Below are 15,738 nucleotides of genomic sequence, written 5' to 3' on the forward strand. Positions count from 1 at the left end.
ACCCTGTGCATAATTATCCACAAGTGTTTAGACTTATCAACAAGCTTACTGACCTAGTTTTTGTTTGAGTTCACTGAGCTCCTGTTTTAGTCGCGCATTATGTTGTAATTCGTCATTGATTTTCTCATAGGCATGGATAATAGTGGTGTGATTACGCTTGCCAAAGGCTTCGCCAATTTTTGGGAAGGAGACATCTGTTAATTCACGACAGAGATACATGGCAACTTGACGGGGATGAACAATTTCCTTGGTCCGTTTCTTGCCCTTTAATTCATCAATTTCGACATTATAGTAGCGACCCACTTGGGTGACAATCTCATCAATGGATAGCTTATCGCCTGTGGTTGGAGTCCCATTGAGGAGACTGGATAGGGCTTCAGCCGCTAAATTAGTTGTAATTTCACGGTTGTGGATAGTCGCATAGGCTGTGACCCGCGTCAAGGCACCCTCTAGTTCCCGGATATTGGTATTGACGTGGCTGGCGATATATTGTAAGGTATCGGCCGAGAATTCATTACTTGCCTTTTTGCGTAAGATGGCAATCCGCGTTTCAAAGTCTGGTGGCGTAATATCAATCTGCAAGCCCCAAGCAAAGCGACTAATCAGTCGATCTTCTAAACCACTTAAGGAACTTGGCAGGCGGTCACAGGTCATGACAATCTGCTTGCCGTGATTATAGAGTTCATTAAAGGTATGGAAGAACTCTTCGCGCGTCTTGTTCTTATTACTTAAAAACTGAATATCGTCAATCAAGAGGACATCAATCTTCCGGTACATATGGCGGAATTCCTCGATTGTATTTTTCTCTAAAGCCGTAATAAAGTCATTAGTGAAGGACTCTGTCGTGGCATACTTAATCTTAGCATGCGGTTGGCGGCTGAGAATTTCGTTCCCAATTGCCTGCATGAGGTGGGTTTTACCTAGCCCTACACCCCCATAAATCAGGTAAGGGTTGTAAGTCTCTCCCGGCGCATCACAGACGGTCAAGGCTGCTGCATGGGCCATTTTATTGGCCTCCCCGATGACAAAATTAGAGAAGGTATAGTTAGGATTTAATTGGGAGCGACTATAAGAACTCGGTTCATTGGGTTCCATCTCCAAGGGAGAAATATGGACTGGTGTTTGGACTACTGGAGTATTTACCTGCTGCTTAGAAGGAGATACCACATATTTGGCTTGGTACTGACGACCAAAGGTAGATAAGGAAAAATCTACTACGACATTCTTAAGCTTCCCCTGTTCCCAGAAATTGCGAATAAGACTATTGGGAACGCGCAGTTTAAAGGAGTTTTCTGTTAATTCCATGATGTCAGCACTAGAAACGAAAGCATCAAAAGTCTTTTCGTCTAAACCACCATAGTGGCGAATATATTCTAGGAGTTCTTGCCAAAAGAGCTCTTTCTCTTCCATTGACGGGGTCACCTCTTTCATAAGCAGAATCAATCACTTCTATTATAGCATAATTGGGTTATTTTCTCTAGTTTCTGTGGATAAGTCCCACTATCCACATATGAACGGAAACTTATCCACAGGTGCATGAAAAGTGTGGATAAAGTCCATTTAGAGAGAAAAACACAGCTAGATGTGCATAAGTGAAAGGAATACAAACCTTATTATATAAGCTTTCATGGCAATTATCAACTTATTTCTGTGCATAAGTCGCTATAATGTGCATAAGTTTTAAAATGTGGATAAATTAAAAATAGCTTGTGGATATAGTTAATACTTATGCACAAGTTATGATACTTATCCACACATTTGTGCACAGTACGTCGGATTCAGTGCCTACTTGTGACAGAGAAAGTTTAGCAAAAGTTACAAAAATCCTTGACTTTCAGCCCTAACTTCATTAAACTAATCTAGTACTCTACATAAGAATGCAGCAGGAGGTGGATCGCATGAAGAGAACTTACCAACCAAAGAAACGTACACGTAAAAAAGTGCATGGTTTCCGTAAACGTATGAGCACTAAAAACGGCCGTAACGTCTTAAAACGTCGCCGCCAAAAAGGACGCAAACGTCTGGCTCAATAATTATGAGACCTTAACAGGCCGCTTCTGAACCAGAAGCGGCCTTTCTTCTTATCTATAGTAAGCTACCTAAAGAAAGGACTTTATCATGACCCCAGAAGCTATTCGAGATTTACTGAAGCGACGTTATGCTTGTCGTGACTATGACCCTAATCGTAAGATTTCTGACCAGGATTTCCACTTGATTTTAGAAGCAGGCCAATTAGCTCCTAGTTCTTATGGTTTTGAGCCTTGGCACTTTTTAGTCATTGAATCGGAGTCACTCAAGCAAGCCTTGGCTCCTATCGCCCTAGGTGCTCAGAAAGCTTTAGCATCAGCTAGTCATTTTGTCATCATTTTATCGCGTACACAGGCAAGTTTGCGCTATGATGCGCCTTATATTAATTACATGATGCGGGAAGTTCAAGGACTGCCAGAGGACTTCTGTGAATTTAAGCAACAACGCTTCGAGACCTTCCAGAAGGAAGATTTTGACTTATTGAGCACTGAACGGGCCACTTTCGATTGGGCTAGCAAGCAATCCTATCTTGCACTAGCACAGATGATGCAGGTTGCAGCCTTGCGAGGCATTGATTCTCTGGCTATGGAAGGTTTCAATCGTCAGGCAGTGACTGATTTGTTAACTGAACGTGGCCTATTAGATCCTAGTGAATGGGGTGTCTCTGTCATGGTGTCTTTCGGCTATGGCCTTGGTTCAGTCCCTCAAAAAACTCGCCAGCCACTAGATCAGTTAGTGACTTGGGTTAAATAAATGATGAACTTTTGAGGAGAGATGATAATGGCTGGGATTTGGCTTTTGTTGCTATTCTTAATAGTAAGATTCGGGTTACTAGCAATCATAAAGAGAGAAGCGATACAGCGAGCTGCATATTTTGCTCCACTACAAAAATCAGAAAAAATAGCATATTACATTTATCAGGTGTCCAATATTGGATTGTGCATATGCTTAATAATGTCATCTGTAAAAATTGATGATTCACTTTTATTTTACTGTGGAATTGTCTTTTTTATAGTAGGTATCCTATTATGTGCAATTTCTGTTGTATGCTTCGCATTGCCAGATGTTAATGGGTTAAATATTAACGGTATTTATAAATTATCAAGAAATCCGATGTATGTGGCCTATTTTATTTGTTTCTTAGGAATGTCTTTCTTAACACAGTCTGTGCCAATGTTGATAACAGTCTTAATCTTCCAGATTTCGGCACATTGGATTATTCTCTCTGAAGAAAGATGGTGTCTAGCAAAGTTTGGAAAAAGCTACAAGGACTACATGAAAAGAGTCCGGCGCTATATTTAAATAATTCTGAGTTACTTAACTTAAGTAAAAAAGCCAGACCAAAGAGATATTTCTCCTTTAGTCTGGCTTTTTTAATTAATGGTGGGCAATCATTTCATCGATGATTTCATAGACATCAAGATCGCTTGGGTAGTAGGTTGGCCAATTTTCCATTTCTTCCAATAATTTTTCGTGGTCTTGGTCACCAGCAAAGATATGGAAGTGTTCGGCTTTGGTAGGCCCAATCTCATGGTCAGAGAATTGAATGTGTTTAGGTGCTCCTTGGCTGTCACCTTCGGCTGTGAAGAGGTAGCGGACCCCTTTTTTACCAGATTTATAGGTCAAAATCTTATAGCCATCGTAGCGGTAGGTTGCCGTGCTAGCTTGGTCACCTTTATAGAAAGTAATTTTGCCGCTATCGCCGTCAATCACGATTCGAGTGACATCTGTCTTGTAACCCGCTAGGTAGTATTCCTTATATTCTTCGAAAGTCTTGGTTGCGCCTTCTGCCTTAGACTTGTAGCGCATAACCATATCCAGTTCTCCGCTTTCCATGTAAGGATAGACAGATTGCCAGTCACCACTATAGTCACTTAAGGTCCGATCAGAGACTTGACTGTCTTCAAAAACCCCTTTTTGATGCGGTTTTACTTCATGGTGGGAATGGTTACCGTGGGCAAAAACAGAGACGGGGCTCACTGCTAGTGCAAAGAGACTCAGTAATAAAAATAAAGTACGTTTCATATTCTTCTCCTTTATAAAAGTAATGGTTACTTTTTATAGTATAAAGGATAAGTTTGTAAAAAGCAACCATTACGTTTTATAAACTTAAGTAAATAGCCATATGCTTACGAAAGATGAAAAGAAAAACCGCTCCAAAACACAATTATAGATGTAAAAGCTTGCAAAATACGGTATAATAGTAGGGAAATACTTTGCACCTGAGGCAGAATAAGGAGAGACCATGAAGAAAGCTTATCGAATCAAGAAAGAACGTGAATTTCAACATGTCTATCACCATGCCCAGACTTACGCCAACCGGCAGTTAGTGCTTTATGTCTATCCGAAACCTGAACAAGCACATTTTCGCGTCGGATTATCGGTTGGAAAACGTATCGGGAATGCTGTCATGCGCAATAAGGTCAAACGTTATCTCCGTCAATCCTTGCAGGATTTAGAGCATGAGATCCCCCACGAATATGATTATCTTCTCATTGCTCGACCTGATATTAAAGACAAGGATCAGGCTACGGTGCGTCAATCCTTGCGTCATGTCATGACCGTTGCAAAGTTATTATCATCCCATTCATAGGAGGTTTCAATGAAAAATTTATCGCGATGGATGAAAGCAGCCATGCTTTTGGCCTTGCCAATCTTCTTAGCGGGTTGCGGTGCCACATCAAATGTCGACGCCAACAGTAGTGGTGTCTGGGATGGCTACATCATCTACCCCCTCTCTCAATTCATTATTTGGTTATCCAATTTACTGGGAGGCAGTTACGGCTTAGGTATTATTCTCTTTACCATTATTATTTTGGTTGCGCTAACTCCTCTGACCAAGATGCAGATGGATTCGCAATTCCAAATGGCTGAAATCCAACCTGAAATTGAAGAACTGAAAAAACAATTCCCTAACCGAGATCGCGCGTCCATGGAAGCCCTCCAGCAGGCTCAACAGGATTTGATGAAAGAACGCGGTGTTAACCAATTTGCAGGATGTTTACCGCTTCTCATTCAATTGCCAGTCATGTTCGCCCTCTATCAGGTAATTGCTCGAACTGAAGTTTTACGGGATGGCCACTTCCTCTGGCTAGCCTTGGGTAAGGCAGACCCTTACTTCATCTTACCAATTTTGGCCGCAGTATTAACTTGGTATAGCTCATACCTAACAGTTAAGGCTAATCCTATCCAAAATGGCGCCAGCAAAGCCATGACTTATGTGGCACCTGCCATGATTCTCTTGGTATCCTTCAACTTCCCAGCAGCGGTTACCCTCTACTGGGTGGTATCCAATGCGGTACGGGTTGTCCAAACCTTTATCTTCTATAATCCATACAAGATTATTGCCCAAAGAGAAGCAAAACGCCAAGAAGAAAAAGCCCGTCAGCGTCGTTTACGTAAAGCGCTGAAGAAGGTTAAATAGTTAGTATAAGTAAAGGAGCGTTCTTTTATGTTAGATAACAGTGTTACGATTAAAGCACCTAGCGTGGAACAAGCAGTCAAAATCGGCTTATCAAAACTTAATATCACTGAAGATCAAGCGGTGGTAACTGTCATTAATGAAGGTAAGAAGGGTCTCTTCGGCTTTGGTAAACAAGATGCCATTGTTGAAATTAGTGCCAAAACTAAAATCTCGCTCAACGACTTAGCTGAAGAAACCAAAGAAGTTGAAGAAGTGACAGCAGCTGTAGCTCTTGAAAGTCAAGTAGTCGCGGAGCCAGTTGTGCCAAGCCAAGAAGTGAGTCCACTTGTTGAAGAAACTGTTCTTGTGGAAGAAACAGAAGAAGTGGTTGAGTCCGAAGAAAAAACCGAAGGTTCAGTTAGCCTCGAAGCAGTGGCACGTTACCTTGAAGATGTCATTAAGGCTTTTGGCGCTGAAGCAAAGGTTAGTGTAGAAGCAAGTTCCCGCGAAGTACATTTCAATATTGAAACAGACAAATCTGGTTTGATTATCGGGAAACATGGTAAAATCATTGATGCCTTGCAATCCTTGGCTCAAGTAATGGTTCACCGTGGGCATCACCGTCGTGTAGCAGTTCTACTTAATGTGGGCGACTACCGCGATCGTCGTGCAGGCATCTTAGAAAGTATTGCAGAACGTACGGCACGCCAAGTCCTTAAGACTAAGCAAGCAGTAATCTTAGATCCTCTACCAGCTTTCGAGCGTAAGCAAATTCACTCTCATCTCAGTCAAATCGAACATGTTAAGACCCACTCTGAAGGGGTTGAACCTAACCGATATTTAGTGGTTGAGTATGAAAACTAAATGAAAATAATAAAGTAAAATCAGCTGTAATTGACTCATAAGTCAGTTACAGCTGATTTATTATGGAAGTATGCTTTCACAATAAGAAAACTCTTACAAAAAAGGCTTGCATTCACTGTGATAAGTGATACAATGAAATTATAAATTTGTACAGACAAGTTTAAAAGGAGGAAAAAGGATGTCAAACTTCAAACAAGATGCGACGCAATTATTGTCCTTAATTGGTGGCAAGGAAAACATCTCAGCAGTGACCCACTGTGCAACACGGATGCGTTTTGCCTTGGTCGACCCTAGTCAGGCAGATGTCAAAGCAATCGAAGCGCTAGCATCTGTCAAAGGTAGCTTTACTCAAGCGGGCCAATTCCAGGTCATTATTGGTAATGCGGTATCTGAATTCTACAAAGAATTCCAAGCGGTTTCTGGTGTAGGTGAAGCCAGCAAGGATGAAGTCAAGGCTGCTGCTAAGAAGAACCAAAGTCTCTTACAGCGAGCTATGACGACTATGGCAGAGATCTTCGCCCCAATTATTCCAGCCATTATCGTAGGTGGCTTGATTTTAGGTTTTCGTAACATCCTAGGAAATGTGCCACTTGAATTTTTAGGACAGAAATTTGTGCATGGACAAGCACAATTTAATCCAGATGGCACTATACTCTATAACACAATTGTCAATGTTTCCCAGTTTTGGAGTGGGGTTAATCACTTTTTATGGTTACCGGGTGAAGCTATCTTCCACTTTTTACCGGTAGGGATTGTCTGGTCGGTGACGCGTAAGATGGGTACCACCCAAATTCTGGGGATTGTCCTTGGGATTACCCTTGTATCACCAAATCTGTTAACTAGTGCTTACGATTATGTTCAGGCATCAAAAGACCAAACCCTTAAATTCTGGGATTTTGGATTCTTTAAACTTAATGCAATTGGTTATCAAGCTCAAGTCATTCCGGCTATTTTAGCAGGTTTGGCCCTATCTTATCTTGAAATCTTCTGGCGTAAAGTGGTGCCTGAAGTTCTGTCCATGATTCTGGTGCCCTTCTTAGCCCTAGTTCCTGCAGTAATCTTGGCTCATACAGTTTTAGGTCCAATTGGTTGGACAATTGGTGACTGGATTTCACAGGTTGTTAGAGCAGGGTTGACCGGCACTTTCTCTTGGCTCTTTGGTGCTATTTTTGGTGCTTTCTATGCGCCGCTTGTTATCACCGGTCTTCATCACATGACTAACGCGATTGACTCAGAACTCATCGCTCGTTTCAATGGGACAGGTCTCTGGCCAATGATTGCCCTCTCTAACATTGCCCAAGGTTCCGCTGTTTTAGCTGTCTGGTGGTTGACACGTAAGGACGAAGAGCAAAACCAAATTACAGTGCCGTCTACTATTTCATGTTACTTAGGAGTTACTGAGCCAGCCCTCTTTGGGGTTAACCTGAAGTATCTCTATCCATTTCTTGCCGGCATGATTGGCTCTAGTATTGCGGGTTTGATTGCAACGACTTATAAGGTCACATCTAACGCTATTGGGGTTGGCGGTCTACCAGGATTCCTCGCAATTCAACCGGGATCTATGGCTATGTTCTTTGTCTGCATGGCAGTCGCTTTAGTGGTCCCATTTGTTGTAACACTCTTCTTCAATCGTCAATTCAAGTTCTTGGATAACAAGGCTCTTGACTTTGATATTCCATTCTTTAACAAGTAAAAGTAGAGGCTATGGGGCTAGGATAATCATCTTAGCCCTTTTGAAAGGAGGTTCTTATGCGTTTATCGAAAAAGGTTGTCTATCAACTCTATCCTAAATCCTTCAAAGATACGACAGGGAATGGGATGGGGGACCTACGTGGTATCATCGAAAAACTAGACTACTTAGCGGGTCTAGGTATTGATTTAATATGGTTGAACCCTTTTTACCCTTCCCCACAACATGATAATGGCTACGACATTTCGGATTATTGTGCCATTGACCCGGCCTTTGGGACTATGGCAGATTTTGAAGAGTTAGTGGCGGAAGCTGGCAAACGAGATATTGGACTCATGCTCGACATGGTCTTAAACCATGTCTCGACAGAACATGAATGGTTCAAAAAAGCCTTGGTTGGGGACCCTAAGTATCAAGCTTACTTCTATTTAAGACCTGCTAAGGCTGACGGTAGTTTGCCAACCAACTGGGAGTCTAAGTTTGGCGGCCCTGCCTGGGAAAGGTTTGGCAAGACTGACTTATATTATTTACATCTTTATGATGTAACGCAAGCAGATTTAGATTGGCACAATCCTCAGGTTCGGCAAGAACTCCACCAAGTGGTGAATTTCTGGCGTAAAAAAGGGGTAAAGGGTTTCCGATTCGATGTTTTGAATGTTATTGGCAAGTCAGAAGAATTGGTTGATAGCCAAGCTCCTGGTTCTAGTCAGGAGAAGTCCCTCTATACAGATACGCCTATTGTGCATACTTGGATTCGGGAATTGAACCAAGCTACTTTTGGGCAGGATCAAGAAATCGTCACAGTTGGGGAGATGTCTTCTACTACAATTGAAAATGGGATTAGCTATACTAACCCTAAAGATCAAGAACTGTCTATGATTTTCTCCTTCCATCATCTCAAGGTGGATTACGAAAATGGGGAAAAATGGTCCAATCCAGCTTTTGATTTCTTAGAGCTTAAGCGGATTTTAGATGAGTGGCAAACAGGCATGTCTGACGGACAGGGATGGAATGCCCTCTTCTTCAATAATCATGACCAACCTCGATCTAACAACCGTTTTGGAGATGTGGTAAATTATCCTTATCAAACCCAAACCTTGCTTGCAACAGTTACCCATTTATTGCGTGGGACGCCTTATATCTACCAAGGTGAAGAAATTGGCATGACTAACCCAGGCTACCAAGAATTGGCTCAATACAATGATGTGGAGACGCACAATAACTATCAAATCATGCGGGATAAGGGTTATTCCCATGAAAAAGCCATGACCATCATTCAGGCTAAATCCCGCGACAACAGTCGCACACCTATGCAATGGGATGGGACAACCCATGCAGGCTTTACCAAGGCCACGCCATGGCTAGAAGTTGCAGCTAACTATCCTACTATTAATGTTGAGCAGGAATTGGCGGAAGGTAAGATTTATACCTATTATCAAGAGCTCATTCGCTTGCGCAAGGACTATGATGTGATTTCGGATGGGACTTACGGTGGTTTATTCTTGGATCATCCTAGCATCATGGCCTTTGTAAGAGAATATGAAGGGCAACAATTACTGGTTCTAGGACATTTTTATGACGGAAATGTAGAAATTGAATTACCTCAGGCCTTTCGTGGTCGAACAGCGACTAAGTTGATTGGCAATGGACCAGTCCAATATGCTGATAGATTGACTTTAGGAGCTTATGAAGCTGTTGCTTTCTTATTTGAAACAGAATAAGCTAAGTGTTAAAGGACAAATTCCCAGGAATTTGTCCTTTTTATCTGCCAGGTGGGATTAGATAGAAATGAAGAATGGTAAAATCCTTTCTAGCATGGTAAAATAAGACGAATATGCTAGAGAAAAACATAAAAGAAAGGGGCAGCAGCATGAAAAGAGGGATTCTTCTTGTTGGATTTGTATTGCTATTAAGTGCTTGCAAGCAAGAACCTATGATTCACATTAGTCCAGATGTTCAGGCATCAATAGACAAGAAAGCTGCTGACCGCCAAGGGACAGCAACGAACGAATCGTCTGAAACTAGCTCTACTGTTGCAGAGAACACAGGAGAATTCGACACGTCATCATGGCACAAAGCACCGGATGGAACACAATATGAGATAAGTCATTATGCGCCTAATGGTATCAATCAACTTAAAGAGTTTGATACGCGTGATGGTTTACAAATAGTGTACACAGATTATGTAGACACTAACCGTCAACTATGGCAAGTGCGGACCCTCTTACCTAATGGTCGGGCCAACGTGTCAGTTTATCAGCTAACAAAGGAAGGCTGGCAGATATCTTGGCAAGCCCAGGATACTTTGGATACTAGCAACCATCTAGAACAAATTAGTCACACCCACCGTATCCCTTATTTGATGGCTCCCCTTCAAGTGGGAACGATGTGGCAAGATAGCCAAGGAAGTCGTTCCACTATTACTAATCTCTACCAATCAGCCACAATAGGTTCTAGCAATTATGAAGATGTTATTGAGGTAACGACTTTTCAATCTGACCAAGAGTTACATACCTACTATGCCAAGAATCAAGGGTTGATTATGTCTAGTCAGAAAGCCATTAATAGTGGTGGGGAAAATATTACGCTCACACTTAAGTCTAACCAACATCAGGTTAGCATCACGCAACCTATCAATATAGCTAAGCCAAGTAATCAGATGAATCCAATTTTGACCAAGGGGACGGGTCGCTTAACTTGGCAGACTAATCAGAATCCAGGTAAAACTTTTACAGAATTGTTCCGCAAAGAAGGATGGATTAATTCATCTGTTGAAGTCAAAGATATAAAAATTGAATCGCAAACTGCCCTCGTAGACTTTACTCCTGGTATCGTAGCAGCCATGAATCAGCATACAGCACGAGAAACGGCTGTTTTACCGGCTATTGTCCAAACAATCGCTGATTATTATGGGGTCAAACAGGTGAAGCTGACTGTAGGCGGACTTATTTTAACGCCAGATACCTTGCCAATGCCTGATAATGGTATTTGGGAAGTAAATCCGAACTGGTTAGGGACAAATCCTTAAAAAAATGCGAAAAAAAACTGGATATACTCTTTCACAAAGTAACAGATTATGCTAGAATACGTATCGAGGTGTAAAAATGAATAAATTTGAAAGAGTCTATCTAGACATCAAACAAAAAATTGAAAATGGGACCTACCCCATTGGTGAACTAATCCCAACAGAACATGAACTAGCAGAAACCTATGATGTATCCCGTGAAACTATCCGTAAAGCACAAAAACTCCTATTGGAAAATGGCTTTATTCATAAGAAACAAGGTCGTGGTTCTACCGTTTTAGACTTTAACCGTTTTGTCTTTCCATTTTCGGGTTTGGTCAGTTTCAAAGAGTTACAAGCTGATCAAAATATGAAAGCTGAAACACGGGTAATCCGTAATGAAATCGTGAAGGCGCCAGACTTTCTTATTGGTAAAGAAGGCGTGACTGAGAATGAACGCTTTATTTACTTATTGCGTACGCGGATTATCGCTGGCGAAGTCATGATTATTGATGAAGACTGGTTCCGTTGCAGCGTGGTGCCATCTATCCCAAGCCGCGTGGCTAAAAACTCCGTCTATGAGTACCTAGAAGGTCAGTTAGACTTAGATATTAGCTATGCTACCAAGGATATGCGAGCTGAGATTGTTTCTGAGCTAGGCTTGGAACTCATGAAGTTAACACCTATGGACTATGTCATTAAGACAGACAGCTTTGTTTACTTGGAAGACACTACCTTCTTCCAATACAGTATTTCTCATACGCGACTGGAGAAGTTTCACTTCCAAGAATTCGCACGTCGTAGACACTCAATTAAATAATGAGAAAAGAGACAGGATTTATGCCCTGTCTTTTTACTATATTATTTATATAGAAGAAAAAAGCCCCTTTCAGGGGCTTTTCTTTTAGTCTTGAGATGGACGGTCTTGTAGGCGAGCAATCTTGCCTTGTTGGATGTAGACTGACAAGATGGCAATGTCTGCAGGGTTAACACCACTGACCCGACTAGCTTGTGCAAGAGTAGTCGGCTGAATTAATTTTAGGCGGTCACGCGCCTCGTTAGCCAAATTCAAGATAGCGTCGTAGTCAATATCTTCAGGAATGCGTTTTTCTTCCATGGCCTTGACTTTTTCGACTTTTTCGATGGCCTTTTGGATATAGCCTTCATACTTGATTTGAATTTCAACTTGTTCAGCTTCTTGGCGTTCCAATGGCCCTTCTGGTCGCGGAATGATAGTCACTAAATCTAAGTAGCGAATCTCTGGTCGCTTGAGCAGATTGAAGGCGCTGATTCCGTCTAAGAGGGACGAAGAGCCTACACGCTCAAAGAGTTCCTGAAGGCCGGGCGTCTTAGGTGTCAGGGTGATTTTCTTCAAGCGTTTGATTTCAGCGTCAACCAGGGCTTTCTTAGCTAGATAGGCTTCATAGCGTTGGCCATCGACCAAGCCAATTTGGTGGCCAATTTCAGTCAGTCGCAAATCAGCATTATCGTGGCGTAGCAAGAGACGATACTCTGCCCGAGAAGTTAAGAGACGATAAGGTTCTGTGGTCCCTTTGGTAACTAAGTCATCAATCATAACGCCAATATAGCCGTCACTCCGTTTGATGATAAGTGGATCTTGTCCTTGAACTTGGCGGGCTGCGTTAATGCCAGCAATAAGGCCTTGGCCGGCCGCTTCTTCGTAGCCGCTAGTCCCGTTCATTTGGCCAGCTGTATAGAGGCCACGTACTAATTTGGTTTCTAAGCTAGCACGCAATTGATGCGGGATGACCACGTCGTATTCAATGGCGTAGCCTGGTCGCATGAGTTTGGCATTTTCTAGGCCCGCTACGGAATGTAGCATCTGAAGTTGCACATCTTCAGGCATAGAGGTGGATAGGCCTTGAATATACATCTCATCAGTCGTTAGACCTTCTGGTTCAACGAAAATTTGATGGCGTGGCTTATCGCTGAAGCGCACAATCTTGTCTTCGATAGAAGGACAATAACGTGCCCCTACCCCTTCCACGATGCCGGTAAACATAGGCGCGCGATGCAGGTTAGCCTTGATAACTTCATGGGTATCTTGGCTGGTATGGGTCAGCCAACAAGGGACGAAGTCAGGTCGGTAGTCAGCATCTGGTGTTAGGAAGGAAAAATGGTTGGGTTGGCTATCACCAGGTTGAATCTCCATGGCTTCATAGTTAATGCTAGATTTGTGGATACGCATTGGCGTCCCAGTTTTGAAACGGGCTAACTCAAAGCCCAGTTCCAAAAGGTGTTCAGAGAGTTTCTGTGATGGCAAGGTATTGTTGGGGCCAGATGAATACTTAAGTTCACCAATAATGATTTGGCCGCGTGAAGAGGTACCAGCAGTTAGGACAACGGCATCAGCACTATAGCGGGCGCCAGTCGAAGTGACAACGCCACGGACTTGCCCTTCTTCTACTACTAGTCGGTCAACTAGGCCTTGTTTGAGGTCTAGGTTAGGGCAGGCTTCAATGGTTTGTTTCATGGCGGTCGCATAAGCATGTTTGTCTGCCTGGGCACGTAGAGCTTGGACGGCTGGTCCCTTCCCAGTGTTGAGCATGCGCATTTGGATGTAGGTCTTATCAATATTGCGGCCCATTTCGCCACCGAGGGCATCGATTTCGCGAACGACAACACCCTTGGCAGGCCCTCCTACAGAAGGGTTACAGGGCATAAAGGCTACCATTTCTAAGCTAATGGTTAAGAGCAGGGTGCGACAGCCCATACGAGCTGCTGCCAATGCGGCTTCTGAACCTGCATGTCCAGCACCGACAACAATGACCTCGTAGTGGCCAGCAGAGAATTCTTGCATGGTTTTGACTCCTTTGTAGTTTATGGATGATTATAAAAAATAACGTCGTGATCAAGTAGGCGATTATCAGGGGAATAGCTGAATTTGGCTGAAAAGAAGGGTCTCTGCTCTAAAATCCAAGTTAAGAAAATATGATCCCCTTCCCAACTAGGCCGGCTAAGGACTTGGTCGTAGGGTACCCACTCTAGGGTACCTTCATTGCAGTCAATGACTTGGCCCTCAAAATGACGGGCTCGAAAGACATAAGTGTACCAGTCATGGCCAGGCGTAAATTCCGGGAAGACGATAATGCCCACTAATTGCGGCTGATGGAGGGTCAGGCCGGTTTCTTCCTTGGATTCGCGAATAACGCATTCCTCTGGGCTTTCACCGGCTTCTAATTTGCCGCCGACGCCAATCCATTTGCCTTCATGGACATCATTGGGCTTCTTGTTGCGGTGGAGCAATAGCAGAGAGTGGCCATTGTCGATATAACAGATAGTGGCGAGTTTTGGCATGATGTATCCTCCTTATTTACCTAAGCAGAATTGGCTAAAGAGCTTGGTTAAGAGCTCATCTTGAACACTGTCACCAGTGATTTCGCCCAGGGCATCCCAGGCACGGGTATAGTCTATCTGAATGAGATCCACTGGTAGGCTCATGGCACAAGACTGGATGACTTCATCTAAACTGGCTAAGGCTTGGTTGAGCAGATGGGTGTGGCGACTGTTCAAGAGATAGTTGAGGTCGGTAGACTGGAGATTACCGGATAAGAAGCGTGCTGAAATAGCATCTTCAAGGGCGGTTAAGCCGTCCTCAGTTAGGACAGAGGTTTTAATAATGTCCGAATCATCTTGCAGATAACTTGCTAAGTCTTCAATGGTCCATTGGTTAGGTAAATCTTGCTTATTTAAGAGGATGATGCGGGCCTTATTTTGTGTCAGCTCTAAAAGTTCTAAATCCATTGGATCTAGGGCTTGGGCCTGATTCAAAATAAGGAGAATCAGGTCTGCCGATTCGATCATGGCGCGGCTCTTTTCTACCCCGATTTGCTCGACTACTTCATCCGTATGGCGAATACCGGCCGTATCGATAATATGGAGGGGGACACCTTTAATAGAAATATATTCTTCGATGGTGTCACGAGTGGTGCCTGCAATATCGGTGACAATGGCTTTATCTTCGCCAATTAAGTAATTAAGAAGACTGGATTTACCAACATTAGGACGGCCAATGATAGCAGTTTTAATCCCTTCACGGAAAAGCTTGCCTTGGGTGGCCTGGCGTAAAATCGCGCGGACTTCGCTTTGCACCAATTCTGCTGTGGAGGCCAGTTGCTGGAGAGAAAGTTCCTCAACATCATCGTATTCTGGATAATCGATGGTGACTTCGACCTGTGCCAAGGTGTTAAGCATGGTGTCGCGTAGCTGACGAATTTTGTGTTTGAGGCTACCTTGAAGCTGGCTCATAGCTGCATCTTTGGCACGACTAGTCTTGGCGCTGATTAAATCCATGATGGCTTCAGCCTGAGATAGGTCAATCCGGCCATTGAGGAAGGCGCGCTGGGTAAATTCCCCGGCTTCAGCTAGGCGAGCTCCTTGGGCTAAGCAAGCATTGAGGATGGATTGGATGGCAACAATCCCGCCGTGGCCGTTGATTTCGACGACATCTTCTGTCGTATAAGAACGTGGGGCTTTCATGACGCTGGTCATGACTTCATCCAAGACTTGGCCTGACTGGGGATCTTGGATATGGCCATAGTGAATGGTGTGACTAGCCACTTGACTGAGGTCCTTTTCTGGAAAGAGCCGGTTGGCGATGGCGATGGCTTCTGGTCCAGACAGGCGGACTAGGCCGATAGCGCCCTCGCCTAGGGCAGTTGAGATGGCGACAATGGTATCTTGGGTGTACATGGCGGGCTCCTTTCTCTTGTCACAAAAAAAGTGCCT

15 protein-coding genes are annotated in these 15,738 nt (G+C 43.4%); 10 read left to right on the plus strand and 5 right to left on the minus strand.

From position 1 onward, the window contains the following. Positions 1-45: 45 nt before the first annotated feature. Positions 46-1,410, minus strand: coding sequence for a chromosomal replication initiator protein DnaA (gene dnaA, locus RWO08_RS03250; protein WP_291454895.1), 1,365 nt, complete (start codon positions 1,408-1,410; stop codon positions 46-48). Between the two features lie 488 nt (positions 1,411-1,898). Here dnaA and rpmH point away from each other — a divergent pair, with 488 nt between their 5' ends. From rpmH to RWO08_RS03265, 3 genes are all read left to right on the plus strand, one after another. Continuing rightward, positions 1,899-2,033 carry a 50S ribosomal protein L34 gene (gene rpmH / locus RWO08_RS03255; RefSeq protein ID WP_023392574.1) on the plus strand — a complete coding sequence of 45 codons (135 nt, stop codon included), beginning with the start codon at positions 1,899-1,901 and terminating at the stop codon, positions 2,031-2,033. 85 nt (positions 2,034-2,118) lie between these two features. Continuing rightward, the gene (locus RWO08_RS03260; RefSeq protein WP_314211220.1) at positions 2,119-2,781 is read left to right on the plus strand and encodes an NAD(P)H-dependent oxidoreductase; all 663 of its coding nucleotides are present in this window, start codon (positions 2,119-2,121) and stop codon (positions 2,779-2,781) included. 27 nt (positions 2,782-2,808) lie between these two features. After that, on the plus strand, positions 2,809-3,330 hold the full coding sequence (locus RWO08_RS03265) for a methyltransferase (protein ID WP_314211221.1): 522 nt from the start codon (positions 2,809-2,811) through the stop codon (positions 3,328-3,330). A gap of 75 nt (positions 3,331-3,405) precedes the next feature. Here the strand turns inward: RWO08_RS03265 and RWO08_RS03270 are convergent, their stop codons facing one another. Then, positions 3,406-4,053 (minus strand): metal-binding protein ZinT, encoded by a 648-nt coding sequence (locus tag RWO08_RS03270; protein ID WP_070756463.1) that lies wholly within the window; start codon positions 4,051-4,053, stop codon positions 3,406-3,408. 220 nt (positions 4,054-4,273) lie between these two features. On the opposite strand from RWO08_RS03270, the gene rnpA reads away from it, so the two are divergent. The 7 genes from rnpA (at position 4,274) to treR (ending at position 11,809) form a co-directional block, all read left to right on the plus strand. Beyond that, positions 4,274-4,621: a ribonuclease P protein component gene (gene rnpA / locus RWO08_RS03275; protein ID WP_023392569.1), complete on the plus strand. Its 348-nt coding sequence runs from the start codon at positions 4,274-4,276 to the stop codon at positions 4,619-4,621. Between the two features lie 9 nt (positions 4,622-4,630). Continuing rightward, the gene (locus RWO08_RS03280) at positions 4,631-5,452 is read left to right on the plus strand and encodes a YidC/Oxa1 family membrane protein insertase (RefSeq protein WP_070756461.1); all 822 of its coding nucleotides are present in this window, start codon (positions 4,631-4,633) and stop codon (positions 5,450-5,452) included. Between the two features lie 27 nt (positions 5,453-5,479). Beyond that, entirely contained in the window at positions 5,480-6,295 is an 816-nt protein-coding gene (jag, locus tag RWO08_RS03285) for an RNA-binding cell elongation regulator Jag/EloR (RefSeq protein ID WP_314211222.1), read from the plus strand. Between the two features lie 178 nt (positions 6,296-6,473). Beyond that, positions 6,474-7,988 (plus strand): PTS system trehalose-specific EIIBC component, encoded by a 1,515-nt coding sequence (treP, locus tag RWO08_RS03290; RefSeq protein ID WP_291427623.1) that lies wholly within the window; start codon positions 6,474-6,476, stop codon positions 7,986-7,988. Between the two features lie 56 nt (positions 7,989-8,044). Further along, a complete protein-coding gene (gene treC, locus RWO08_RS03295; protein WP_314211223.1) occupies positions 8,045-9,706 on the plus strand; it encodes an alpha,alpha-phosphotrehalase in 1,662 nt (553 codons plus the stop codon). Between the two features lie 212 nt (positions 9,707-9,918). After that, on the plus strand, positions 9,919-11,013 hold the full coding sequence (locus tag RWO08_RS03300; protein ID WP_314211224.1) for a GerMN domain-containing protein: 1,095 nt from the start codon (positions 9,919-9,921) through the stop codon (positions 11,011-11,013). Positions 11,014-11,089: 76 nt separating this feature from the next. Continuing rightward, positions 11,090-11,809, plus strand: coding sequence for a trehalose operon repressor (treR, locus tag RWO08_RS03305; RefSeq protein ID WP_070756456.1), 720 nt, complete (start codon positions 11,090-11,092; stop codon positions 11,807-11,809). 84 nt (positions 11,810-11,893) lie between these two features. On the opposite strand, the gene mnmG is transcribed toward treR, so the two are convergent. From mnmG to mnmE, 3 genes are read right to left on the minus strand one after another with little or no spacing between them, the layout of a single operon-like run. Beyond that, complete coding sequence (gene mnmG, locus RWO08_RS03310; RefSeq protein WP_314211225.1) at positions 11,894-13,810, minus strand: tRNA uridine-5-carboxymethylaminomethyl(34) synthesis enzyme MnmG; 1,917 nt, start codon at positions 13,808-13,810, stop codon at positions 11,894-11,896. Between the two features lie 20 nt (positions 13,811-13,830). Next, positions 13,831-14,307: an 8-oxo-dGTP diphosphatase gene (locus tag RWO08_RS03315; RefSeq protein ID WP_314211226.1), complete on the minus strand. Its 477-nt coding sequence runs from the start codon at positions 14,305-14,307 to the stop codon at positions 13,831-13,833. Between the two features lie 12 nt (positions 14,308-14,319). Further along, positions 14,320-15,702 carry a tRNA uridine-5-carboxymethylaminomethyl(34) synthesis GTPase MnmE gene (gene mnmE, locus RWO08_RS03320; RefSeq protein ID WP_311467835.1) on the minus strand — a complete coding sequence of 461 codons (1,383 nt, stop codon included), beginning with the start codon at positions 15,700-15,702 and terminating at the stop codon, positions 14,320-14,322. Positions 15,703-15,738 lie beyond the last annotated feature (36 nt).

The sequence above is a fragment of the uncultured Abiotrophia sp. genome (assembly GCF_963520105.1).
Lineage (GTDB): Bacteria > Bacillota > Bacilli > Lactobacillales > Aerococcaceae > Abiotrophia.

Coding starts and splice junctions, on each gene's coding strand:
- dnaA (WP_291454895.1), bottom strand. CDS start 1,410: ATGGAAGAGAAAGAGCTCTTTTGGCAAGAACTCCTAGAATATATTCGC.
- RWO08_RS03260 (WP_314211220.1), top strand. CDS start 2,119: ATGACCCCAGAAGCTATTCGAGATTTACTGAAGCGACGTTATGCTTGT.
- RWO08_RS03315 (WP_314211226.1), bottom strand. CDS start 14,307: ATGCCAAAACTCGCCACTATCTGTTATATCGACAATGGCCACTCTCTG.
- treP (WP_291427623.1), top strand. CDS start 6,474: ATGTCAAACTTCAAACAAGATGCGACGCAATTATTGTCCTTAATTGGT.
- RWO08_RS03300 (WP_314211224.1), top strand. CDS start 9,919: ATGATTCACATTAGTCCAGATGTTCAGGCATCAATAGACAAGAAAGCT.
- rnpA (WP_023392569.1), top strand. CDS start 4,274: ATGAAGAAAGCTTATCGAATCAAGAAAGAACGTGAATTTCAACATGTC.
- jag (WP_314211222.1), top strand. CDS start 5,480: ATGTTAGATAACAGTGTTACGATTAAAGCACCTAGCGTGGAACAAGCA.
- treC (WP_314211223.1), top strand. CDS start 8,045: ATGCGTTTATCGAAAAAGGTTGTCTATCAACTCTATCCTAAATCCTTC.
- rpmH (WP_023392574.1), top strand. CDS start 1,899: ATGAAGAGAACTTACCAACCAAAGAAACGTACACGTAAAAAAGTGCAT.
- RWO08_RS03280 (WP_070756461.1), top strand. CDS start 4,631: ATGAAAAATTTATCGCGATGGATGAAAGCAGCCATGCTTTTGGCCTTG.
- mnmG (WP_314211225.1), bottom strand. CDS start 13,810: ATGCAAGAATTCTCTGCTGGCCACTACGAGGTCATTGTTGTCGGTGCT.
- treR (WP_070756456.1), top strand. CDS start 11,090: ATGAATAAATTTGAAAGAGTCTATCTAGACATCAAACAAAAAATTGAA.
- RWO08_RS03265 (WP_314211221.1), top strand. CDS start 2,809: ATGGCTGGGATTTGGCTTTTGTTGCTATTCTTAATAGTAAGATTCGGG.
- RWO08_RS03270 (WP_070756463.1), bottom strand. CDS start 4,053: ATGAAACGTACTTTATTTTTATTACTGAGTCTCTTTGCACTAGCAGTG.
- mnmE (WP_311467835.1), bottom strand. CDS start 15,702: ATGTACACCCAAGATACCATTGTCGCCATCTCAACTGCCCTAGGCGAG.